Source organism: Rhizobium sp. YIM 134829 (assembly GCF_046546455.1).
The window spans coordinates 40,193-62,921 of the sequence record NZ_JBKHKI010000008.1 but is presented as its reverse complement, the minus strand read 5'-3'; the positions used below and the strand labels follow the sequence as shown (position 1 = coordinate 62,921).

21 protein-coding genes are annotated in these 22,729 nt (G+C 64.3%); 10 read left to right on the top strand and 11 right to left on the bottom strand.

Annotated features, from left to right (window positions below; all coding sequences use genetic code 11):
* Positions 1-3: 3 nt before the first annotated feature.
* Positions 4-2,301, top strand: coding sequence for a cellulose biosynthesis cyclic di-GMP-binding regulatory protein BcsB (locus ACLE20_RS14670; protein ID WP_410941057.1), 2,298 nt, complete (start codon positions 4-6; stop codon positions 2,299-2,301).
* A 97-nt stretch (positions 2,302-2,398) separates the two neighbouring features.
* Positions 2,399-4,855 (top strand): tetratricopeptide repeat protein, encoded by a 2,457-nt coding sequence (locus tag ACLE20_RS14665; protein ID WP_410941056.1) that lies wholly within the window; start codon positions 2,399-2,401, stop codon positions 4,853-4,855.
* A gap of 324 nt (positions 4,856-5,179) precedes the next feature.
* Here the strand turns inward: ACLE20_RS14665 and ACLE20_RS14660 are convergent, their stop codons facing one another.
* From ACLE20_RS14660 to ACLE20_RS14650, 3 genes are all read right to left on the bottom strand, one after another.
* Positions 5,180-5,923, bottom strand: a complete 744-nt coding sequence (locus ACLE20_RS14660; RefSeq protein ID WP_410941055.1) for a phosphatase PAP2 family protein — start codon at positions 5,921-5,923, stop codon at positions 5,180-5,182.
* Positions 5,924-6,213: 290 nt separating this feature from the next.
* On the bottom strand, positions 6,214-6,645 hold the full coding sequence (locus ACLE20_RS14655; protein ID WP_410941054.1) for an OsmC family protein: 432 nt from the start codon (positions 6,643-6,645) through the stop codon (positions 6,214-6,216).
* Between the two features lie 181 nt (positions 6,646-6,826).
* Positions 6,827-7,750 carry a helix-turn-helix domain-containing protein gene (locus ACLE20_RS14650; protein WP_410941053.1) on the bottom strand — a complete coding sequence of 308 codons (924 nt, stop codon included), beginning with the start codon at positions 7,748-7,750 and terminating at the stop codon, positions 6,827-6,829.
* A gap of 243 nt (positions 7,751-7,993) precedes the next feature.
* Here ACLE20_RS14650 and ACLE20_RS14645 point away from each other — a divergent pair, with 243 nt between their 5' ends.
* The 8 genes from ACLE20_RS14645 to ACLE20_RS14610 all read left to right on the top strand — a co-directional run bounded on the left by ACLE20_RS14645 (position 7,994) and on the right by ACLE20_RS14610 (position 15,245).
* Positions 7,994-9,424: an extracellular solute-binding protein gene (locus tag ACLE20_RS14645; RefSeq protein WP_410941052.1), complete on the top strand. Its 1,431-nt coding sequence runs from the start codon at positions 7,994-7,996 to the stop codon at positions 9,422-9,424.
* 132 nt (positions 9,425-9,556) lie between these two features.
* Positions 9,557-10,435 (top strand): carbohydrate ABC transporter permease, encoded by an 879-nt coding sequence (locus tag ACLE20_RS14640; protein ID WP_410941051.1) that lies wholly within the window; start codon positions 9,557-9,559, stop codon positions 10,433-10,435.
* On the top strand, positions 10,432-11,265 hold the full coding sequence (locus ACLE20_RS14635) for a carbohydrate ABC transporter permease (RefSeq protein WP_410941050.1): 834 nt from the start codon (positions 10,432-10,434) through the stop codon (positions 11,263-11,265). Before ACLE20_RS14640 ends, ACLE20_RS14635 begins: the two co-directional genes overlap by 4 nt.
* A 4-nt stretch (positions 11,266-11,269) precedes the next feature.
* Positions 11,270-11,473, top strand: a complete 204-nt coding sequence (locus tag ACLE20_RS14630; RefSeq protein WP_410941049.1) for a DUF2160 family membrane protein — start codon at positions 11,270-11,272, stop codon at positions 11,471-11,473.
* A 4-nt stretch (positions 11,474-11,477) separates the two neighbouring features.
* Positions 11,478-12,518 (top strand): NAD(P)-dependent alcohol dehydrogenase, encoded by a 1,041-nt coding sequence (locus ACLE20_RS14625; RefSeq protein WP_410941048.1) that lies wholly within the window; start codon positions 11,478-11,480, stop codon positions 12,516-12,518.
* Between the two features lie 150 nt (positions 12,519-12,668).
* Positions 12,669-13,739 (top strand): ABC transporter ATP-binding protein, encoded by a 1,071-nt coding sequence (locus ACLE20_RS14620; protein WP_410941047.1) that lies wholly within the window; start codon positions 12,669-12,671, stop codon positions 13,737-13,739.
* Positions 13,740-13,765: 26 nt separating this feature from the next.
* Positions 13,766-14,494, top strand: coding sequence for an SDR family oxidoreductase (locus ACLE20_RS14615; RefSeq protein ID WP_410941046.1), 729 nt, complete (start codon positions 13,766-13,768; stop codon positions 14,492-14,494).
* Positions 14,495-14,516: 22 nt separating this feature from the next.
* Positions 14,517-15,245, top strand: coding sequence for an SDR family oxidoreductase (locus ACLE20_RS14610; protein WP_410941045.1), 729 nt, complete (start codon positions 14,517-14,519; stop codon positions 15,243-15,245).
* Positions 15,246-15,568: 323 nt separating this feature from the next.
* On the opposite strand, the gene allB is transcribed toward ACLE20_RS14610, so the two are convergent.
* The 8 genes from allB to ACLE20_RS14570 all read right to left on the bottom strand — a co-directional run bounded on the left by allB (position 15,569) and on the right by ACLE20_RS14570 (position 22,558).
* A complete protein-coding gene (gene allB / locus ACLE20_RS14605) occupies positions 15,569-16,948 on the bottom strand; it encodes an allantoinase AllB (protein WP_410941044.1) in 1,380 nt (459 codons plus the stop codon).
* 17 nt (positions 16,949-16,965) lie between these two features.
* Entirely contained in the window at positions 16,966-17,430 is a 465-nt protein-coding gene (locus tag ACLE20_RS14600; protein ID WP_410941043.1) for a hypothetical protein, read from the bottom strand.
* Positions 17,431-17,494: 64 nt separating this feature from the next.
* The gene (locus ACLE20_RS14595; protein WP_410941042.1) at positions 17,495-18,253 is read right to left on the bottom strand and encodes an SDR family oxidoreductase; all 759 of its coding nucleotides are present in this window, start codon (positions 18,251-18,253) and stop codon (positions 17,495-17,497) included.
* 1 nt (position 18,254) lies between these two features.
* A complete protein-coding gene (locus tag ACLE20_RS14590; RefSeq protein WP_410941041.1) occupies positions 18,255-19,181 on the bottom strand; it encodes a dihydrodipicolinate synthase family protein in 927 nt (308 codons plus the stop codon).
* An 18-nt stretch (positions 19,182-19,199) separates the two neighbouring features.
* The gene (locus ACLE20_RS14585; protein ID WP_410941040.1) at positions 19,200-20,561 is read right to left on the bottom strand and encodes a dihydroorotase; all 1,362 of its coding nucleotides are present in this window, start codon (positions 20,559-20,561) and stop codon (positions 19,200-19,202) included.
* A gap of 78 nt (positions 20,562-20,639) precedes the next feature.
* Complete coding sequence (locus tag ACLE20_RS14580; protein ID WP_410941039.1) at positions 20,640-21,098, bottom strand: RidA family protein; 459 nt, start codon at positions 21,096-21,098, stop codon at positions 20,640-20,642.
* Complete coding sequence (locus ACLE20_RS14575; RefSeq protein WP_410941038.1) at positions 21,099-21,716, bottom strand: NIPSNAP family protein; 618 nt, start codon at positions 21,714-21,716, stop codon at positions 21,099-21,101.
* Positions 21,717-21,874: 158 nt separating this feature from the next.
* Positions 21,875-22,558, bottom strand: a complete 684-nt coding sequence (locus tag ACLE20_RS14570) for a GntR family transcriptional regulator (protein ID WP_410941037.1) — start codon at positions 22,556-22,558, stop codon at positions 21,875-21,877.
* Positions 22,559-22,729 lie beyond the last annotated feature (171 nt).

Below are 22,729 nucleotides of genomic sequence, written 5' to 3'. Positions count from 1 at the left end.
GCCATGAAGCGCCTGTTCCTCGCCTGCCTGCTGGCCGCCACCGCCCTTCCCGCGGCGCTCGTCGCCCAGGATCTGCCCCTGCCGCCGGGCGTCACACCTTTCGACATGTCCGGGGAACGCAAGCCGGACATGGCGCCGGTGCCCAAGGCTGCCACCGCTCTAGAGGCCGCGCCTGTCGCCGATCCGCGCTTGACGCGGCGCTTCATTCTGTCCGCCGGCACGCTGCGCCTCTCGGGCGAACAGGACCAGCGCAGCTTCACGGTGACGCTGACGCCGGAACAGGCAGCGTCTGCCCAGTCGATCACGCTCGCCTATCGCAACGCGGTGGTCGTGGCGCCCGAAAATTCGCATCTCGTGCTGAAGGTCAACAATATCAAGGTCGGCGAGACGCCGATCGCGGCGCCCGAAGACGAAGCGCATGTAACGTTGCCGCTTCCCACCGGTGTCCTGCGGCCGGGAGCGAACCTCGTCACGCTGTCGGGCGTGCAGCGCCATCGTACCGATTGCAGCGTGCAGTCCACCTTCGACCTGTGGACCGACATTCAGGGCGCAGACAGCTTCATCTCCTTCGCAGGCCCGGTCGCCGGCCAGTTGCTGCGGCTCGAAGATCTCGGCTCCGTCGCCCCTGACCAGACCGGACGGCAGGCGATTACCATCGTCGCGCCGGCGCTCGGCAGCGTCGGCCGCGCGGATATGGTTATGCGTCTGTCGCAGGGACTGGCGTTGCGCATGGGTGGAAAGCCGGTCAGCGTGCAGGCAACGCTGCCCACCGGCGAGCGCAAGGGCGGCTTGACGGTGCTGCTTGGCACCAAGAGCGAGCTGGCCCCGCTCCTGCCGACCCTGCCGGCCGGCGCCGCCACGGCACCGACGCTCGGCTTCGCCGCCCTCCCCGACGATGCGGCAAGCGCTCTCATCGTCAGCGGGCCGACGCAACAGGCGGTGCAGGCCGCTGTCGAGCGTCTGGCGACGCAGGCCCCCGCCGATGGCGCGACGGGTGAAGTCGGGCAGCGCCAGGACGTTCCCCTCCTGACCGGCGAGAGCGCGGTTTCCCTGTCGCAGCTCGGTGTCTCCACGACCGAATTTTCCGGCCGCCGGCTGCGCACGGAGTTCGGGATCGGCCTGCCCGCCGATTTCTACGCCAGCGCCTATGGCGAGGCAGAACTGCTGCTCGACGCGGCCTATGCGGCCACTGTCCTGCCCGGCAGCCGCATCAACATCTATGTGAATGGCAACATTGCCACGACCACCCCGCTGACGACGAAGGGCGGGCGCATCCTGCGTCACCTGCCGATCCGCGTCACCATGCGCCACTTCCTGCCCGGCGAGAACCGCATCGCCATCGAGGCCGTGCTGCTGACGGACCAGGACGAGGCCTGTGCGCTTGGAAGCGCCGCGCAGACGACGCCGCGCTTTGCGCTGTTCGACACGAGCGAATTCCGCATGCCGGACTTCGCCCGGGCGGCAAGCTATCCCAATCTCGCCGCCACCGCCCGGATGGGCGCGCCCTATGGCGCAGCCGAGACCCGCCGAACCGCAGTTTATCTCGACCAGCCGAGCGCCGAGACCCTTTCGGCCGCAGCCACCCTGGTCGGCCAGTTGACCGCGACCTCCGGACGCGCCTTTCCGCTCGAAACCGTTGGAACCCCTGACACGCTTGAAGGACGCGACGCGCTGATCGTCGGCGCCTTGCCGAAGTTGCCGCCGAATTTCGCCGCGCGGCTCGGCGTGTCGGTTGCGACCGAAAGCCCCTGGACAGGTGGCAAGTCGCTTTTGGCCGCCGATCAGAACAATACGGTCGACAGCTGGCGCGACAAGGTTTCCGTCCCGAGCTGGACGAGCGGGATCGACAGCGTCGACAGCTGGTTGCGCCGCACCTTCGACCTGTCGCTCGGCTCTCTCTCCTTCATTCCCGGCGTGGGCGACAGCTATTCCGTGCCCCGCAGTGCCAATGTTCTGCTTGCTCAGGCCGAAACCGGCGGCGGCACCTGGACCCTGGCAGCAGCCCCCACAACGGCCGCGCTGTCGCAGGGGATCACTGCCCTGCTCGAGCCCGACTCCTGGAGCAAGATCGCCGGCCGTGTCGCCGCCTTCGATACACGCAGCGCGCATATCGAAACGGTGGCGCCGCAGAGCATCGTGCTTGCGGCAACCCAGCCCTTCTCGATCGCCGGCTGGCGGTTGATTGCGGCCAACTGGCTGTCGACCAACATCCTGCTCTTCTCGCTCCTGTTCGTGGCCGCCTTCGCAATCCTGGGGCTGATCACCACGATGTTGCTGCGCGGCCTGGGGCGGCGGCACTGATGGCGGCCGAACGTCCCCCAGTCCCATCCGCATTCGGGCGGCCCGAAAGCCGGGTCCAGCCTCTCGCCTTTTCTTGTCTTCCCTCTGGGAGAGTTTCATGACCCGGTCTGCCAATTTTTTGCTGTCCACCGCCCTCGTTGCCGTTGTTGCCGTCACTGCCGGGCACAGATCAGCGGAGAACAGCGCACCGACCGGGCTTGAGGATCTCCTTCTCCCCAATAGCAGCCTTGCGACCGGCGGCCTGCCGAGCTCAAATGGCCTGAAGGGCCTGGCCGGCCGGGAGTCGAGCAAGCAGATCGAAATCGCCCAGGCCTTTCCCCCACCGGTGACGATCCCGGCCGAGGGAACCTCGGATGCCCTCCCCGCCGAGACCGCGCCGGCCACGCCGTCGGAGAAGGCCGAGGCGCCGCTCGACGCCGCCGATAAGGAACTGCTGGCCAAGATGGATGCGCCGGCGGCGCCGCTGGTCGATGAAAGCGCGCTGCGTTACTTCGCCCGCCAGGGCGACACGCCGCGCCTCCAGGCCGAAATCAACCGCCTGAAGGCGCTCTACCCGGACTGGCAACCACCCGCCGATCCGCTTGCCCCGCGTGCGGCCTCGGATGAGGCACTCGAGCAGATGTGGACGCTCTCGGGCAACGGACGCTATGCGCTCTTGCGCAAGGCGATCGCTCGCCGGCAGGAGAAGCAGCCCGGCTGGCAGCCGCCGGCGGAGCTCGTGCAGCAGCTCGAACTCGGCGAAGCGCGCCAGCGCCTGATCACCGCCTCCAATGACAAGGCCTATGACCGGGTGGTCGAGGAAGGGGCCGCGCATCCGCAGCTCCTCGTCTGCGGTGATATGGACAGCCTGTGGCGCGTGGCCGAAGCCTTTGCCAAGACCGGTCGCGAGCAGCGGGCCCAGGATGCCTATCGCTACATCCTTTCGAGCTGCGACGCCCCGAAGGAGCGGCTCGCCACCCTGCAGAAGGCAACGCTCCTTCTGCCGCCTGCTTCGATCGTCGATCTCCTGACGCTCGAGCGGACCGATGCGGCCGGCAAGGGCGAGTTCGAAAGCGTGCGCAACGATCTCGCCCGCCGCTTCCTGTCGCTCGCCGCCAAGGACCCGGCAGCTCAGGTGCCGCAGGACTTCGTGACGCGGATGGAAGGCGTGGCCGAGAGCGAGCACAAGGCCTCCGACGCCCTCCTCCTCGGCTGGTATCACGAACGGCGCCAGAAGATGGTGCAGGCCGAATACTGGTTCCGCAAGGCGCGGGCCGCGGAGGATTCCGCCGAAGCCGCCCAGGGTCTTGCCCTGACGCTGATCGCCCGCAAGATGCCGCAGGAAGCCGAAGACATTCTCTACCGCTGGCGGGCCGAGTCCGACGAGGTGCATGCAACCTACCTCGCGGCGGCCGCCGAAACCCTGGCGCTCGACCCGCCGGTCGCACTCGCCCCGGACGTGCTTGCCCGCATGAGCGAAAACGCAGCGGAAGTGCGGGACGCGGCGCTGGCCGAGCAGTTCGGCTGGTATGCACGGGCCTTCGACCAGCCGCAGCAGGCACTGCAATGGTTCGCCACCTCGCTCACCTGGAAGCGCGACAATGAGCCGGCCGCCTTCGGCCTGGTGCTCACCGCCCATGACCTGAAGCTGACCGATGTCGTAACCCGCATTCAGGCCGAATGGGCTGGGCGCTCGTCGCGCATCCAGACGCTCGGCAAGACCGCCGCCCAGGCTCCCGCCTCCCGTGCTGTGACCGCCTATACGCCGACCGGCGGAGACTCCGCGCCGTCCGCGCTCGACAGACTGTTTTCGCAAACGGGCACAAGCGGCAATGTCGAGGACGGCGGCAGGCTGCTCGACGTGGCGGCACCGATCGAAAGCGAGCCGACGACACGTTCGCTTCGCACCAGCGGGCGCGGCCAGGCGGCTGCGCCGGTGGTCGTTGCTCAGGCCGCACCTTCGATGATCAGGCAGCGCGAGGTTGCGGAGGTCTCGACAGAGGCCGAACCGCAGCGCCGCGTCGTTCGCGCGAAGCGCGCTGCAGGCAGCGCCCGTGGCTGCACGAACCGCGTCGACACCTCCAGCCTATCGCCAGCCGCCAATCTGCAGCGCGGCTGGTGCCTGATGGAGCTGAAGCGGCCGGCCGAGGCGACCCGCGCCTTCGAGGCGGCGCTCGCCAGCAATGATGCGAAGGTTCGCGGCGATGCGGCCTATGGACAGAGCTTGGCCTATCTGCGCCTCGGCCTGACCGATAAGGCGTCCATTTCGTCCACCCGGGGGCGGATGGATCAGCAGAAGGCGAGCGAGATCCAGGTGGCGCTCCTCACCAACCGCGCGCTGTCGGCCTACCAGGCCAAGCGCTACACGGAAGCTCTGCTGCTGCTCGACCGCCGCGCCGAACTTGCGCCCGAGCGGGCGGACCTGATGGTAATCCGCGGCTATGCCTATATGGGCATGCAGCGCTATCCGCAGGCGATCCGGATCTTCGAAAACGTGGCCTCCACCGGCAACCGCGACGCGATCAAGGGCCTTGCCGAAGCCCGCGCCGCCAACAATCCGATCCCGGGCAAGTAGGGGGCGCCGCTTCGGCGGCGCTCCGTATCCCCTCGAGCAGCGAGGCAGACGGCCGGGTACGCGTCATCAGCCGCTGCGGTAACCGTTATCGACTGGCACGGTGACGCCGGTGACGAAGGCGGCGGCGGGGAGACCTGAAACAGGGTTGGCCCCACAAGATCCTCCGCTGCGTCCAGCGCTGCAAGCCCGAACGCCCGCGTCGGCCCGACAATGGAGGTCTTGTTCGCCGTACAGGCCGCTACACCGACATTTCGGCGAGATGGACCATTTCCAGCCGAGGCGAGCCCGCCTTGGCTGGAAACTCTGAGCGTGGTGGCTGTCTCCTCAAGCCAGCTGACGCGGGCCGGTGACCGGTGCGCGCATCGGCCCTGCGAGCTCTTGGTCGGGGATGAGCCTTCGGCCCGCGAGCCAGCAGAGGCAGGCCCAGGCGGCGCCGGCGCACCAGCCGCCGAGCACGTCTGTCGGATAGTGCACGCCGAGATAGACGCGACTGAGGCCGATGATCGTCGTCAGCAAGATGGCGACGATCACGAAGTAATAGCGGGCGGCACGGCTGGTTTGAACCGAGGCCAGCAGGAGGCCGATGGTGAGATAGGTGACCGCCGAGAGCATCGCATGGCCACTCGGGAAACTGAGATCATGGACATCGACGAGATGGGGCACGAGCTCGGGCCTCGGCCGGGCGACACCGATTTTGAGACCATGACTGACCAGCCAGCCCCCCAGGACCGACAAGGCCACGAAGGCCGCGGTCATGCGCTTGCGGATGATCAGGAGATAGAGCATCGTCAGCAGCGTGATCAGCGACAGGACGGTGACGCCGCCGAGGCTGGTGATGTCGTTGAAGGCCTTGGTCAGGAACGCGGGACCGATCGGCAGGTGAAGGTCCTGAGGCTGGCGCAGCGCGCGCAGGATCGCCTCGTCGAAGGCCATCGTCTCCCCTTCCAGCATTTCGCTCATCAGCCGGATGAAGGCAAAACATGCGGCCGACGCGACGAGGAAGGCGATGACGACGGCGGGCTCGTAGCTCGATACCCGCGTTCTCGCCCTTTGCCAGACCTGACGCATTTTCAACGACCTCCCGCAGCTCCAAGCCGGATCAAACGCCCGAAGGACGCCGACGTTCCGTTTGGACAAGATAACTCGGAAGTGACGGCGCACCAAAGCCGCCGGGGCTTCGCCCGGCGGCTCACGATCCGGAACGGAGTCTGCTCATGCGAGGCAAATCCTTCGGATCGACGAGATGGTCGAGGCAAATCAACCATGGCATCTGCGGCCTTGGTGCGGGCTTCCGCCATCAATGAGCGATCCTGGCTCGTACCGACCAGAGACGGTATCTCGGCAGCGTGAGGCACGGCTCAGGCCGCGACGGAGACCTCGAAGGTCGGGGCGACTTTCAGCGTATTGCTGATCGTGCAGATCGCCTCGGCCTCATGCATAAGTGCGTCCCGCGTCGCCTCATCGAACGCACCCCGGATGGCGATCGCGATGTGCAGCGTCTCGACCCGCGAGGGATCGCCCTGCGCCTTGTCGCCGTGCACATCCACGGTCACCGTGTCGAGCTGATCGAGGACGCCAAGCCTTCCGGCGGCAATCCGGGCGCTGAGGACGAGACAGGCGGCAAGCGACGAATAGAGAAGATCGAGCGGGTTGAAGCCCGGTTCCGACAGGGCCGTCACGATCTCGATCTCGCCGCCGGTGACGGAGGTGACATGGGCGCGGCCCGATCGCCCGATCTCCGCCTTCGCACCCGTCGGCCGGATCTTGATCGCCCCAGCAGTGGTCGTCATGACATCGCACCCTTCCTAAAATCATGCCGTCGTCGCATCTCAACGATGATGGAGAGACCGCCAAAAGCCGCCGACGGCTTACCTCTGTGCAAGACAAACCTCAACACTCCTCGGTCTCCATTGGCCCAGGCGTTCATCGCAACGCGACTGGACGACCGCAACCATCGACAGCAGCATGGATTCAGGCCGACAGACTACCCGTCGTCGTCTGAGGGAGCGGGACGGTCCTGCGGTTGGTGGAGAGTTTGCGGTATCTTGATGGTGTCAGATTGTGGTGTCGCAGGAAGACGCGGTTGAAGTTGGAGAGATTGCGGTACCCCACCTCGAAGCAGATGTCCGTAATCGGCATGGAGGTGTCCGTCAGAAGCTGTCCCGCCTTCCAGATGCGCAGCTTGTTGACGTGATCGGTGAAGCTGTTGCCACTATTCTTCTTGAAGAACCGCGAAAAGGAACTTTCGCTCATACCGACCATGCGGGCCATGTCCGGCAGACGAATGTCCTCTGAGAGGTTTGCGAAGATATAGGCAAAGACCATCTGCAGCGCCTCGAGCGAGCCATAGCTGAGGTCGGGCACATAGGCTTCCGAGGACAATGTATCGACCTGGTCGGTGTCCCGCAGCAGCGACAGCAAGGACAGGAAGGTCGACAGTCGCACCGAGCCGGTCTGGAACTCCATGTCGAGGATCAGCGCCTCCGCCTTCTCTCGTGCCTGTCCCTTGAACGAAAGCCCCCGCTGTGCGCGGACGAAGAAGTCTCGCAATCCCGTCAGTTCCGGGAGAAAGGCAGAGGCCTGCTCCAGCTTGGAGGGCAGGAACTGGATGACGATGTCGCGTCCCGGGATCCGCTCTCCAGGCTTGAGGGGCGTCACCCAGTCATGCGGCAGATTGCTGCCGATCATGGAGATATGGCCCGGCGTGAAGGCACCGACATGGTCGCCGGCCAGCAGGACGCCGCTGGCATTGGACACATAGTGGATCTCGATCTCCGGATGGAAATTCCAGACATTGCGTTCCCAGGGATAGTCGTCGCGGCGCCAGAGAAAGGTCTCGTCGGCGCCTGTCAGCACATATTCGAACCGCGCGACCTTCGGCGAAACGACGGACATGCCTACCTCCTCCAGCGTGATCCCAGAGACCGCATCGCGTTCTCAACACATATTGAATTGTGCAACGCACACAAAAATTCATGCGTTTTTTGGCCATTTTGCGCATGAGAGTATCAGTATGGCGCAACGGCCGCGCTTGTGTCCACCTGCTTCATCCACAAAGATCAGAGCCAGTTAAGCGTGTCGGAGGAGAGTTGAACGCGCTTAACCGAAATCGATTTTTCGATCAGATGGAGGAGAACTATGAACAGTTTCATCAAAGCTGCCGGCATGGGCTGCCTTGCGCTCGGCCTGTGGTGCTCGACCGCTCTGGCTCAGGATTCCTGGTGGAAGACGGCCGCACAGCCCTATCAGGGCGCGACCATCCGCGGCATCTCGGAATCGACGCCTGCCTCGAAATATGTCGAGCAGGTCCTTGGTCCGAAGTTCACGGAAGAGACGGGCATCAAGGTCGAGTTCGAGGCGACATCCTGGGACCAGATGTACGACAAGGCGATCAAGGACATGGAGGCCAATACCGGCATCTATGACTTCGTCTATATCGAGCAGGACATCGTCTACACCTATCTGGCTCGCAACTTCCTGGTCGACATCACCAAGTCGCTCGCCGACAATTCCAAGATCGCGTCGCCCGAGTTCAAGCCGGAAAACTTCACCACCTTCCTGAACTACTTCAAGGATCCGAAGTCGGGCGACGTCATGGGCGTTCCGATGGAAGCCTTCATCAAGCCCTACCTCTACCGCAAGGATCTCTTCGACGATCCGGCGGTCCAGAAGGCGTACAAGGATCAGACCGGCGCCGACCTGAAGCCGGCGACGACCCATGAGGAATATACCCAGATCGCCAAGTTCTTCACCGAATATGGCGCCGACAAGGAGCTCTGGGGAACGACGGTGCAGGCTTCGTCGAGCCATCCTGCCGCCTTCTATGAGTTCTTCGAATCGGTCGCGCCGACCTTCGGCGTCTACAACTGGGGCATCGACGGCAAGACCTTCGCAGCCACGGAAGCCAATGGCGGCCAGATGAACTCCGCCGCCGCCAAGAAGGCGCTGAACTACTGGGTCGACCTGCTGAAATACGCGCCGCCGGAATCGACCTCCTCCACCTGGGATGAAGTTGCCGGCACCTTTGCGGCAGGGCGTGCCGCCCAAGGTCTCGTCTATGGCGAGAACGCGGCCTGGATCGCGACGGACGAAAGCAAATCGACCGTCGTCGGAAAGGTCGGCGTGGCATTGCCGCCGGTCGAGCCGGGCGTCATGGATGCCGCGAAATCCGGAAAGGGCTATATCGGCTATTATGACGGCGGTGCCTTCGGCATCCCGCATTCGTCGAAGAACAAGGACGCCTCGCTCCTGTTCCTGCAATATATTGGACAGGCGTCCGTTCAAACCGACTGGGCGCTGGCCGGCTCCCGCATCGTCATGAACTCGACCTATGACGATCCGAAGATCGTCGAGCAGGACAAGAAGGTGAATGGCTACTACACGCTGATGCGTGACGACGGCAAGCTGTTCGCCGGTGCTCCGCCATACCCGTTCCACGCGCAGGTTCTGCAGGTCGTCGCGCCGTTCATCTACAAGGCGATCGTCGGCGAGATCAAGCCGGACGACGCCCTGGACCAGGCCGCCACGGCAGCCGAAGCCGAACTCGTGAAGCTCGGCTACCGTAAGTAAGAAACCGCATCCTCCCAGCGGCGGACGGCCGCCTTTTCGAAGGTGGCCGTCCCTTCATCGACTGCGGGCTGCGCGCTCTCTGGGCCGAGCCGTCGTCAAACACATTTCATGACTGATTTGTCGGAGCGTAGGATGAGACGATCCAACATCGGATGGCTGTTTCTCGCACCAGCCACGCTAATCCTCTTCGTGGTCGGGTTCATTCCCTTCATCTACATCCTCTATGTCGGCTTCTTCGACTGGAACACCAATGCCGTCGACCCCACCCTGCGCTGGGCGGGCCTGCAGAACTATCGCAACCTCGTCTTCGACGCGACCTTCCTCAGTTCGCTGGCGCGTACGCTGGTCTTCGCCTTCATCGTCGTCGTCAGCGAGCTTCTGCTGGGCTATGTTCTCGCCCGTGCGCTGATGGCGGACCGGCTGTGGGGCCGCCAGTTCTTCCGCACCATCCACACATTGCCGATCGTCGTCGCGCCCATTGCGGTCGGTGCCACCTGGCGGCTGCTCTGCGTCCCGGGCTTCGGCATCATCCCCTACTATCTGAAGCTCTGGTTCGGCATCGACTACAATATCTCGACCAATGCCTATCACGCCTTCGGCACGGCGATCGTCATGGACCTGTGGCACTGGACGCCCTTCGTGACGCTGTCGCTCATGGCGGGGTTGACCGCCTTGCCGAAGGAGCCGCTCGAGCAGGCGCAGATCGACGGCGGCAACAAGCTGCAGATCTTCTGGTACGTGATCGTGCCGATGCTGAAGCCGGTGCTGCTGACGACCGTATTCATCCGGCTGATGGACGCGCTGCGCTCGGTCGACGAAGTCTGGATGCTGACCAAGGGCGGTCCGGCCGAGGCGACCCGCTTCATCGGCCTTCACATCTGGATCAACGTCTTCCCGAAGACGGACTACGGCTATGGCGCCGCCATGTCGCTGCTCACCCTCTATGTCACGATCGTTCTGAGCTGGCTCCTCTTCGTTGCGATGACGGGCCGCAAGGGAGGTGCACAATGAAACGCTCCGGTCTTGCCTCTTTCCTCCTCTGGATCTGCCTGACCATTCTGACGCTGCTCCCGGTCTGGTGGATGTTCGTGGTCTCCATGCGCCCGCGCGTGAAGCTCTATTCGAAGTCGGTCCTGATCGACGCCGTCTACTGGGACAACTTCCTGGCGGTGCTGAACAGCTCGACATTCCTCCAGTATCTCTGGAATTCGATGATCGTGGCGACATCGAATGCCGCGCTGGTCTGCGCGCTCGGCCTGCTCGCGGCCTTCGGGCTCTCGCGCTACAAGATCAGCGGCGGCGACAACGTGTTCTTCTGGCTGATCACCAACCGCATGGCGCCGCCCGCGGTGTTCCTGCTGCCGCTGTTCCTGCTGTTCACCAAATGGTTCGTGTTCGGCGACTTCATGCTGTTCGACACGAAGATCGGGCTGATCCTGCTCTATTGCGTCTTCAACCTGCCTTTCGCCATCTGGCTTCTGAAGGGCATGCTGGACGGCATTCCGCTGGAGCTCGACGAAGCGGCGCGTGTTGATGGGGCGACGACGGCGCAGGTGCTCTCCAACGTCATCCTACCGCTGGCGCGGCCGGGCCTCGCCGTCACCTTCATCCTCACCTGGATCTTCGCCTGGAACGAATATCTGTTTGCGGCAACCCTGACCTCCTCAGCCAATGCCCGAACAGTGACCACGGCGCTTGCCGAATATGTCTCGGTCACCGGAACGAACTGGGGCGAGATGGCGGCGATGGCCTTCCTGACCACGCTTCCGGCGCTGATTGTGCTCGGCTTCGTCCAGAAGCACATCGTGACCGGCCTCACCTTCGGTGCATTGAAAGGGTAAGACGATGGGTGGCATCCAACCAGAGCAGACCGAACGCGACGGCTTCCTGCCGATCCGAACCAACGGCTTCGACAGGGGCTTCATTTCGGTCGTGATCCTGATCCTGGTGCATCTCTTGTGGATGCGCTTCCTCGAGAGCCTGTTGCCGCTCTGGGTGGCGACGCTGCTCTGCCTGGCACTGGCCGTATTCATTATCCGAAAGGGCTGAAGAGATGAGATCGCTCGTCCTCGAACGTCAAAACGAACTGCGCATCCGCGATCTGGACCCGAAGGAAACGCTTGGTCCCAATGATGTGCGTATTGCCATCAAGACCGTCGGCGTGTGCGGGTCGGATGTCCACTACTATACCCACGGCGCCATCGGCCCCTTCGTCGTCCGCGAGCCGATGATCCTCGGCCATGAAGCGGCCGGCATCATCGAAGAGGTCGGCAGCGCGGTCGACACGCTGAAGGTGGGCGATCGCGTCTGCATGGAGCCCGGCATTCCCGACCCGAACAGCCGCGCCTCGCGCCTCGGTCTCTACAATCTCGATCCATCTGTTCGGTTCTGGGCAACGCCGCCGGTGCATGGCGTGCTGCGGCCGAGCGTCGTGCATCCCGCGGCCTTCACCTTCAAGCTGCCCGACAATGTCTCCTACGCCGCCGGCGCCATGGTCGAGCCGCTGGCTGTTGGCTTCCACGCCATCTCCAAGGCGAAGCTGACGCCGGGCGCCATTGCCCTCGTTACCGGTGCCGGACCGATCGGCATGGTCACGGCCATCGCAGCGCTTTCGGCCGGCTGCGCGAAGGTGATCGTCACCGACGTCGTCGACGAGAAGCTCGCCGTCGCGCGCAAGCTCGGCCCTGCCATCCAGACGGTCAATGTCCGCTCGCAGGATCTGAAAAACGTCATCGCCCGCGAAACCGACGGCTGGGGTGTGGATGTCGTCTTCGAATGCTCCGGCGCGGCCGACGTCATCTCGGACAGCCTGCAACATGCCTGCCCCGGCGGCGCCATCGTGCTTGTCGGCATGCCGGTGAAGCCGGTCGCCTTCGATGTCGTGATCGCCCAGACCAAGGAGCTGCGCGTCGAACACGTGTTCCGATACGCCCATGTCTATCCCCGCATCGTCGCGCTGCTCGGGTCGAAACAGATCAACGTCGATGCGCTGATCACCGACACCTATGCCTTCGAGCAGTCCGTCGAGGCCTTCGACTACGCCGTGCGGCCGAAACCATCGTCCGTAAAGATCCAGATCGAGCTGGGACGCTAGCCCATGGCCGCGGAACACATCGCGCAGGGCAAGGGTCGTGGTCGCTCCGATCGATCGACCGCACCAAGGCACACCGCACTGGAGACCCCACCCGGACGTCCATACGGAATGATCAGCGGCCATGCCGCCACAACGACTGAGGATTAAGACATGGCGACGATCGAGCTCGAGAAGGTCGACAAGCATTACGGGGCCTATCACGCACTGCGCGACATTTCGTTCGACATAGCGGACGGCGAATTCGTCGTGCTGGTGGGGCCCTCCGGCTGCGGGAAGTCAACGCTGCTGCGAACGCTCGCCGGCCTCGAGGAGATTACCGGCGGAACGATCAAGCTCGGCGGGCAACGCGTCGACAACATCGCCGCCAAGGATCGCGACGTGGCGATGGTCTTCCAGAACTATGCGCTCTATCCGCACATGACCGTGCGCGAGAACATGGCCTTCGCCCTCAAGCTGCGCGGCGATACGCTCGCCGACCGCAATGCCAAGGTCGACAAGGCGGCCGAGATGCTGCGGCTCACCCCCTATCTCGACCGCTACCCGAAGGCGCTCTCCGGCGGACAGCGGCAGCGCGTCGCCATGGGCCGCGCCATGGTCCGCAGCCCCAAGGCGTTTTTCTTCGACGAGCCCCTGTCGAACCTGGATGCCGCACTGCGCGTCGACATGCGCTCGGAGATCAAGGCTCTCCACCAGCGCCTCGGCGCCACCTCCGTCTATGTCACGCATGACCAGATCGAGGCGATGACGATGGCGGACCGCATCGTCGTGTTGCGCGACGGCAAGGTCGAGCAGATCGGCGCGCCGCTGGAGCTCTACGACCGGCCGGCCAATATCTTCGTCGCCGGCTTCATCGGATCGCCGGCGATGAACATGCTCCCCGTCACGATCGATCTCTCATCGAACGCGGCGCGGCTGGCGGACGGGTCGAGCTTTCCACTTCCGCCCGGCACGCAGACAAGGGACGGCCAGGAGGCGATCTACGGCATTCGCCCTGACCAATGGATCCTGGCCCACGGCGATCAGGGCGCACCGGCGATCGTCGAACTGATCGAGCCGACGGGGGCCGAAATCCTTGTGGCGGTGCAGTTGGCGGGGCGGCGGGTGCTCTGCGCGTTTCGCGAGCGCCACGCGCTCAAGGCGGGGGATGCGATCACGCTCTCCGTCGATCCGTCGACGGCGCATGTCTTCGACAAGCAGACCGAGCAGCGAATTTCCCCCTGAAGCGGGCAGCACCGGAGGAACCATTCATGTCGGACTTTACTGGAAAAACCATCATCATCACGGGTGCGGGCAAGGGCATCGGCCGAGCCTGCGTTCAATTGTTCACGCAGCGCGGCGCACACATCATCGCTCTCTCGCGCTCGAAGGCCGATCTCGATGATCTGGCGCAGACATTCGGTGCGACCGTCATAGCCGTCGACCTCGCGGACAATGCCGCCGCGCGCACGGCGCTGAGGACCGCGGGCCTCGCAGATGCACTGATCAATTGCGCGGGCACCAACGTGCTCGAAAGCGTCCTCGACATGACCGAGGAGGGTTATGAAACGGTGCTCGGGATCAATCTGCGGGCGGCGCTCATCTGCGCGCAGGAATTCGCCCGGGCTCGCATTGCGAATGGCGGCGGCGGGGCGATCGTCAATGTGACATCGATCGCCGGCCATCGCGGCTTCGCCGATCACCTGGCCTATGCCGCCTCGAAGGCGGGGCTCGAAGCCGCCACCCGCGTCATGGCCAGGGAACTCGGCCCTCACGGCATCCGGGTAAACGCGGTGGCGCCGACCATCACCCTGACGGAGCTTGCCGCGGTGGCCTGGTCCGAGCCGGCCAAACGGGACCCGATGATGGTTCGCCACCCTCTGGGGCGCTTCGCAGAGGTCGATGATGTCGCCCGGTCCATTGCCCTGCTCCTATCGGAGGACGCGCCCATGATCAGCGGCGCGGTCCTGCCCGTCGACGGCGGCTTCCTTTCTGTCTGAAACCAAGAGGCAAAACACAAAGATGACCAAACTACTCGAAGGAAAGATCGCGGCTGTCACCGGTGCAGCCTCCGGTATCGGCCTCGCAACGACCCGCGCACTGGTCCAGGCCGGCGCGACCGTGGTGATGGTGGACTACAACAAGCAGGCGCTTGCGACATACAAGGCGGAGTTCGGAGAGGCCGTGGTCGAGCAGGTCACCGATCTTCTCGATCCCGCCAGCTGCGCGGCCATGGTGCCGGAGATCCTGGGCAAGGTCGACCATGTCGACATCCTGCACTGCAATGCGGGCTCCTATATCGGCGGAGACCTCATCGATACCGATGGCGCGGCGATTGACCGGATGCTCACGCTCAACGTGAACGCCGTCATGAAGAACGTCCGCGACATCGCTCCGCACATGATCGAGCGCGGAACCGGCGACATTCTGGTCACCTGCTCCGTGGCCGGCCATGCGCCGATCCAATGGGAACCGGTCTATTCCGGCTCCAAATGGGCGATCACCAGTTTCGTCCAGATCATGCGCCGGCAGTTGAAGGGCCACGGTATCCGGGTCGGCCAGGTCTCCCCCGGCCCGGTCGTCTCAGCCCTGCTCGCCGACTGGCCGGCGGAAAACCTCGAAAAGGCGAAAGCCAACGGCAGCCTGATCGAACCGACCGAAGTCTCTGACGCCATCCTCTTCATGCTGACCCGCCCCCGCAACGTCACCATCCGCGACATGATCGTCCTGCCGACGAATTTCGATGTTTAAGTCAGGTTCCGGCGAAGACGTTTGAATGTTGCGCCGTGCTGCAAAGCGAGCGGTGATCACCGCTGGTCTTGATGATTGACGGTGGGGAGTATCTCTCCCCACCGCTTCGTCTGTTGCAGGAGAGGCGCGTTAGAACCTTTCCGACTTCGAAAATCCTCTTCCACCAAAGAAAGAAAGTCATATCCATCGCCTCGGCCATGGCCGGTAGCCTGCCTCGTTGGGGTGACGATGATCTTCGTCATCGAACCGGGGCTGCCATTTTTGAACGAATACCTTCATGAGGAACACATCTCAGCCGCAGGTGCCCTTTTGGCCCGCCCCCCTCACGAAGCCTCAACCCCGCGCTGGAACGTCCCGAAGCCGGCTTCGGTCTTGATCTTGCCATCCGCGAAAACCTCGACGCCCCTGACCATGGTGCGGACCACGCGTCCGGTGCAGGGTGTGCCTTCGAAGGCGGACCATTTTGCGGGGCCGGGGAAATCCTGGCCGGTAATCGTCCAGTCTTCGTCGGTCTTGTAGAAGACGAGGTCGGCATCACTGCCGGTGGCGATCGTGCCCTTGCGCGGGTAGAGGCCGAACAGCCTGGCGGGGCCCGCGGCGGTCATGCGCGCAAACTCCTGGAGGCTGAGGCCGCGTTTGAGCACGCCTTCGCTGAAGAGCAGAGGCACGGTGGTCTGCACGCCCGTCAGGCCCATCCCGGCTTTCCAGACACTCTCGTGGCCGATCGCTTTTGCCTCGGGCAGATAGGGGCAATGGTCGGAGGCGAGGCTATCGATGGTTCCATCCAGCACATGTTTCCAGAGCAGGTCGATCGTCTCGCGGCGGCGGAGTGGCGGACCGCAGCGCGCCCAGGGACCGATGCGGATCAGGTCGTCCTCATCAAGCAGCAGATAGTGCGAGCAGGTCTCGACCGAGATCGGAGCGGTGCCCTTGGCTGCAGCGATCAGCGCCGCTGCCTTGCCAGAGCTCAGATGGACGATGTGGCAGCGCGTGCCGGTTTCGCGGGCCAGCGTAATGATGCGGGCGACAGCCTCGATCTCAGCAATCTCAGGCCCGGATTCCGCGTGCGCGCGCACATCGTGCCGCCCCGCTGCCTTGAGTCGCGCCTGCGCTTCGATCAGCAGGTCATGGTTCTCCGCATGCAGGCCGATCAGCCCGTCGAACTGGCCCACCACCCGCATCGCCTCGACCAGCTCGGCATCGTTCAGCGCCGGCAGGCCGGAGGGGTCGCTCGCCTTGCGGTCGCGCTCCGAGCTGCAGAGGAAGCCCTTGAAAGCCAAGGCCCCGGCGTCGCGCATCCGCGGCAGTTCGTTCAGGTTCCGGCCATCCAGGCCGCCCCACAGGCCGAAATCGACCACGCATTGCCGCGCAGCCATGGCCTTCTTGGCCTCGAAGGCCGCAAGCGTCGTTGCCGGCGGATTGGAGTGCGGCATCTCGACAATGGTGGTGACACCCCCCATCGCCGCCGCGCAGGTGCCGTCAAACAGTTCCTGTTCGGGAAACGGATTGGAGCCGGTGAAATGCACATGCGCATCGACGGCACCGGCCACGATGAGGAGACCCGTCGCATCGATGACCCGGTCCGCGGGCGCCCCGCTGCCCGGTGCCGACAGCCTGGCGATCCTGCCGCCGGAAATGCCGATATCGAGCGTGGCAACGACGTCTTCGGTAACGACCGTACCGCCGTGAATGAGAGTGTCCATCGTCATCTCCAATCGCTTCAGCCGGGATCGCGAACCAGCATCGAGTAAGGGGCCGGCGCCGAGAGCCATCCCGATCGGATCAGAAGGTCGGAGAACCGCAAAAAATCCGGCTCCGGGATCTGCCGGTCGGAGGGCCAGAGATCGGCGCTTCGATAGAGGTCGATCGCCATCGCCATGGCCGGCAGCGAGAAATCAGGAAATCGATGGCCAACGAGGGCAGCAATTTCGCCGCCGGTATGGCCGGCGATCCAGGCAAAAGCTCGATCCATGGCATGACTGAAGGCTTGGAAATCCGGCCGGCGCTTTTCAACGACCTCCGGCAAGGCGATATAGGCGCTCCAGGGCACGCCGCCTGTCGGCCTCGCCAAGTCCTGGACCGCGAAGATCTCTTTTCTCACGAGCGCGAGCCCCGCGGCGTGCAGGTGCTGGATCGCGAAATCGCCCTCCCCGCCGATGAAGGACGCGAGCGTGATCGCTCTCATATCGATCGCCTCGGACGTCCGCTCAGGACCGGCGGACCTCGTCGCCGAGGCAAATATCCGAACGTCAAAGTCCTTTGATCAGTCCGCCATCGACGCGAATGATGGAGCCGGTGATATAGCTCGCCTGCTGGCTCGCCAGGAATGCCACGACCGCGCCGAATTCGTCCGGTCGGCCATAGCGACCGACGGGGATCTCGGCGCGAGATGCGGCCTGGACATCTTCGAGGCTGGCACCTGTGCGCTCTGCCCTGCCGGAATCGAGTTCCTGCAACCGGTCGGTGGCGACACGGCCGGGAATGACCATGTTCACCGTGATCCCGTGCGGTGCAACCTCGTTCGCCAAGGTCTTCGACCAGCCGGCGATGGCACCGCGAATGCCGTTCGAAAGGCCGAGATTGGGGATGGGCTGGACGATGCCGGACGAGCCGATCGTCAGAATGCGGCCCCAGCCCTTCTCGATCATCCCGCCAATCAGCGCATCGGTGATCGCGAAGAACGGCAGCGCCATGACTTCGAAGGCGCCGGTCCAGGCGCCAGCCGGCTGCCCTTGCGCGGGACCGGCCTTCGGGCCACCGCCATTGTTGACCAGGATATCCACGCCGCCTTCGGCCTGGATGGTGTCGATCAGCGCCGCGATCGACTGCTTGTCGGCAAGATCCACCTGGATGGGCTTGATCCCCTCGCTTTGCGTCAGCGCGCTGATGTTGCGCGCGGCAGCGAAGACGGTGACGCCTTCGGCGGCAAGTGCCTGCGCGGTGGCCGCACCAAGGCCGCGGCTGGCGCCGAGCACGAGCGCCTTTTTTCCGGAAAGTCCGAGATCCATTCTACTTCACCTGTTCGAGCTTGCGCGCCTGGCGCGCGATCATGTCCTCGACCTCGGCGATCGCCGCCGGTCCGAGGCCCGCGCCGGGGCGGCGCTGGGTGGCGCTGGCGATCGCGCCGCGCTTTGCCAGCACGTGCTTGCGGACGGCGAGGCCGATGCCGGGCTGCTGCTCATAGCGAACGAGCGGCAGATAGGCTTCGAAGAGATCCATCGCCCGGTCATGCTCGCCGGCATTGGACAGGCGAACAATATCGGCCATCATTTCCGGAAAGGCAAAGCCCGTCATGGCGCCATCGGCGCCGCGCTTCATCTCCTCGGGCAGGAAGACGCCGCCATTGCCGCACAGAATGGAGATGCGCCGGCGCCCAGCCGCTTCGGCCTTTCTGAGATCGGTGATCTTCTGAAGCCCCGGCCAGTCCTCATGCTTGAGCATGACGATGCTCGGCAAGGCCTCGATGATCGTCCCGAGCGTTCCGGTCGAGATCTGCACATGGGTGACCAGCGGAAAATCCTGCAGAACCACGGGCACATCCGCCCCGATCGTCGCAACGACATTTTGATAATAGCCGACGATCTGCTCATCGGTCTTCAAGGTCGAAGGCGGCGCGACCATCACGCCGGCAGCGCCTTCGTCCATCACCGCCTTCGTCAGCTCGCCGATCGCGGCAAGCCCCGGCGCGGACACGCCGACGACCACCGGCTTGCCGTTCGAGCGCTTGATCGATTGCCGCGCGACCGCAAGCGCTTCGCTCTGCGTCAGCTTCGGCGCCTCGCCCATCATGCCGAGCACCGTCAGGCCGTCGGCGCCCTTTTCGTAGTAGAAATCGATGACGCGATCGATGCTCTCGACATCGATCGACATGTCCTCGCGAAACGGCGTGACGGCAATGACGAAGACGCCCTTCGTTTCGGTGGTGATCAAGCTCATGTCAGTTTTCGCTTCTTCTCATGCAAACCAGTGATGATCGCCACGCGGCAGATAGCGCCCATCGCCGGGCTCGTTGCAGATCTCGTTGCCGTCATAGGCCAGCCGGCCGTTGACATAGGTGCGGATCACCGTGATGTCGAACGTCCGTCCATCGTAGGGCGACCAGTTGAGCGCGTCATGGGCGGACCGGGAATCCCAGACCTGGCTCTGACGTGCGACAATGGCGATATCGGCATCCGCGCCGGAAACCAGGGCGCCCTTTTGCGGCCAGAGCCCGAAGAAGCGGGCCGGATTCTCGCAGAGCTGCTGCGCTGTCAGGGCGATGGCGTCGAGGCCGCGCGTCGCGGCGCCGGTGAAGAAGGCCGGCAGCAGGGTTTCGAGCCCCGGCACCCCGGCCCCCGCCTCGAAGATCGACGGCGTGAACTTGTTGTCGATCGGCCAGCTCGAATGATCCGAGCTGACAAAGGCAACGCGGCCGGAGACGACCTCCTGCCACAGCCGTTCGATCTCCCCGGGGCGGATCGGCGGATTGACCTTCATGCGGGCACCGAGCTCCGCACCATGCTCGGACGGATCGAACCAGAGATAATGGACGCAGAGCTCGCCGGTGGCGCGGTAGCCTGCCTGAAGATAGGTGTCGACCAGCTGGAAGCCGCGCGCCAGGCTGAGATGCACGATATGGGCATGGGCACCGGTCGCGGCGCCGATCTCGAGGAAATGGGCGGTGGAGGCGAGTTCTGCTGCGGGCGGGCGGCTGTCCGAATGGGCGGCGATGCCATCCCGGCCCTCGGCCTTGGCGCGCGCGATCCTGGCGCGAACGATCTCCTGATCCTCGTTGTGAACGCCGAGCGGCAGCTGGGTCGGCGCCAGGGCTTCGAAGATGTCGAGCATGCGATCGGCGGGAATGCGCGGAAAGCGGGTCGGGCTGCTTTCGAAGGCCGAGATCTTGAAGGCGCAGACGCCGCCATCGATCAGCACCTTCAAATCCTCGGTCCTCTGATCCGGCATGATGGTGCCATAGAGCGCGACATTGGCATGCGCATGCTGGCCGATCGCGTCAATCTTCGCCTGGAGCGTCGCCTTGTCGTTCAACGGCGCGGGATTGTCATAGGGCATGTCGACGATCGTGGTGACGCCGCCGGCGACCGCGGATCGGGTGGTCGAGCGGAGGCCTTCCAGGCCACCATAGCTGCCGGCATGGGTCTGGCCATCGATGATCCCCGGCATGACGAGCGCGCTGCCAGCATCGAAGACATCCGCGGCGGCGGGCGCCGGGCCACTGCCGATCGCACGGATCTTGCCGCCCTCGATGGTCAGCCAGCCGTTTTCGATCGGACCCTCCGGCGTGACGATCGTGCCGCGAATGAGAAGCTCAGTCATGGTGCGTTCTTCTGGTTGGAGAGGTCGACACGGGCGGTTCGTCCCTTTCTGTTCATTGATGCGCAGGGCTCCCGCACATCAGGCGATCTGCACGACAGCCTCGATCTCGACCGGGATACCGCTCGGCAGTGACCCCGCGCCCATGGCCGTACGCGCATGCATCCCCTGTTCGCCGAACACCTCGGAGAAGAGCGTCGAGCATCCATCGATGACGAAAGGATGGCGGGTGAAGTCCGGGACGGCATTGACGAGCCCAAGCACCTTCACGATCCGCTGCACCCTGTCCAGGCTTCCCAAGGTCGCCTGCATGACCGAGAGGAGATTGAGGCCGACCAGCCGGGCAAAGCCCTGCGCCTCCTCGGCCGTAAAATCCCGGCCGACCACGCCGATCACCGGCGCACCATCGGCACCGAGCGGTGCGAGCCCGGACAGGAAGAGCAAGCCGTTGGCTTCCACCGCCGGCAGGAAGCGCGCTACGGGCGCGGGCGGCGGCGGAAGAACGAGACCGAGTTCGACCAGTCGCTGCGACGCGCCCATTCACTTCAGGTCCGAAAAGGCGGTGGCGACGAAGAGTTCCGACTGCAGGTTGGTGAGCTTGCCGGAGCCGCCCGGCGGCGGCCAGATGCCTTCCTTGCTGGCCTGCGCGCGCGCGGCCATCCGGGCCTCGATCGTCGCATAGGGCCAGATATGAACCATCGTCTGTGGCCCATCTTCGATCGAAGCCATGTTGGTCAGAAGCGGCGACATGGCGTTGCGACGGTCGATGATCTTCGCCCAGGCGGCCTCGGTTTCAGCAAGCCCGAAGGGGGCGAGCGAATAGGTGCGGAATTCGTAAAAGGGGCCGTAGGTGCCAGGAACGATGGGTTTGGCAAAGGCGAGCGGCTTGAAGGCCGTGGTGGTCACCCCGCCGAGATACTGGCCGACGCCGTAAGCGTCCTCCTCCGTCATCAGCCGCGACCGCTCCTGCATCAGCGCCTCGATCGTCTCATAGGCGGTCAGAAATGCGAAGCGGTTCAGCGTGCCGAACTCGCAGGCGAAAGCACCAAGCGGCGTTCCCGTCGACGAGAACTGCCGATAGGTCTGCGGCAGGATCGGCATGACCGCGCCGAGCGTATTGGGGAGCAGCGACAGGATCGTCAGGTCGTAGATCATCATTCATCCGGTGTTGGAGGTACGGAAGGACGCGGCCAAAGGCCTCTCCAATTTGGTACACCAACAGAATGCCACTTGCACGCCAAAAATGCTTGATCGCTGACCCGACTTGGCGGCGGGGTGGTCAGTTATCTGTTTTTCTAAAGGGTAAAGGCTGCGTCTCAGCGGCTCGCACCGCTCAGCCGGTCGATCACTGCGACTTTGACAGCCTCGATATGATCTTTCATCGCCTGGCGCGCCTTCTCCTGGTCACCAGTGGCGATCGCATCGAGCAGCACCGCATTTTCCTCGGCGCTGAACTTGTAGCGGGCCGAGTTGCGATAGGCGTTGAAGACATGGGTTCGGCGGCGCAGATCGCGAATCATCCCGGCGAGCAGGAGATTGCCCGCCGCATCGGCGATCTCGCCATGTAGCATGTCGTCCGTGTCCCAGATCTCGCTCAGCGTCGGGTTGGCCGTCTCGGCCAGCCGCTGCAGGGCAGCGCGGATCGCGTCGATGCGGCTCTGCGGGATTCGCCCCGCCGCCAGGCGCGCGGCTTCTGCCTCGAGCAGCTGCCGCACGTTCAGGAGCTCGACGAACGCTTCGGTCGAGAACGGACTGACCGTCACGCCCCGGCCGGCCTGCTTGTAGATGAGCCCTTCCGCCTCGAGCCGGCCGAGCGCCTCGCGCACCGGCGTGCGCGAGGCATTCAACCGCTCCGCCATCCGCCGTTCGACGATGACGTCCCCCGGCTTCAGTTCGCCCCGGATCAGGATCTCGATGATCTGCTCATAGACCTGCTCGGTCAGGTTCACGCGCTCGACTGGTCCATCCATCGTGACAAGGTCTTCTTCTGCTATGGTCATGTTCCGCCCCTCAGATATCCCCTTCTAGCCCAGCATCCGTCGGACCGATAGACCGCAGGCATGCCGCTGGCATCCGAGAATGACGGTCCCCGATCGCTTCCTGTGGAAAGCCTCTTGGCAAGACGGATGATGGGCGCTACAAATTGGTATACCAATGGCGTGCAGCGTGTC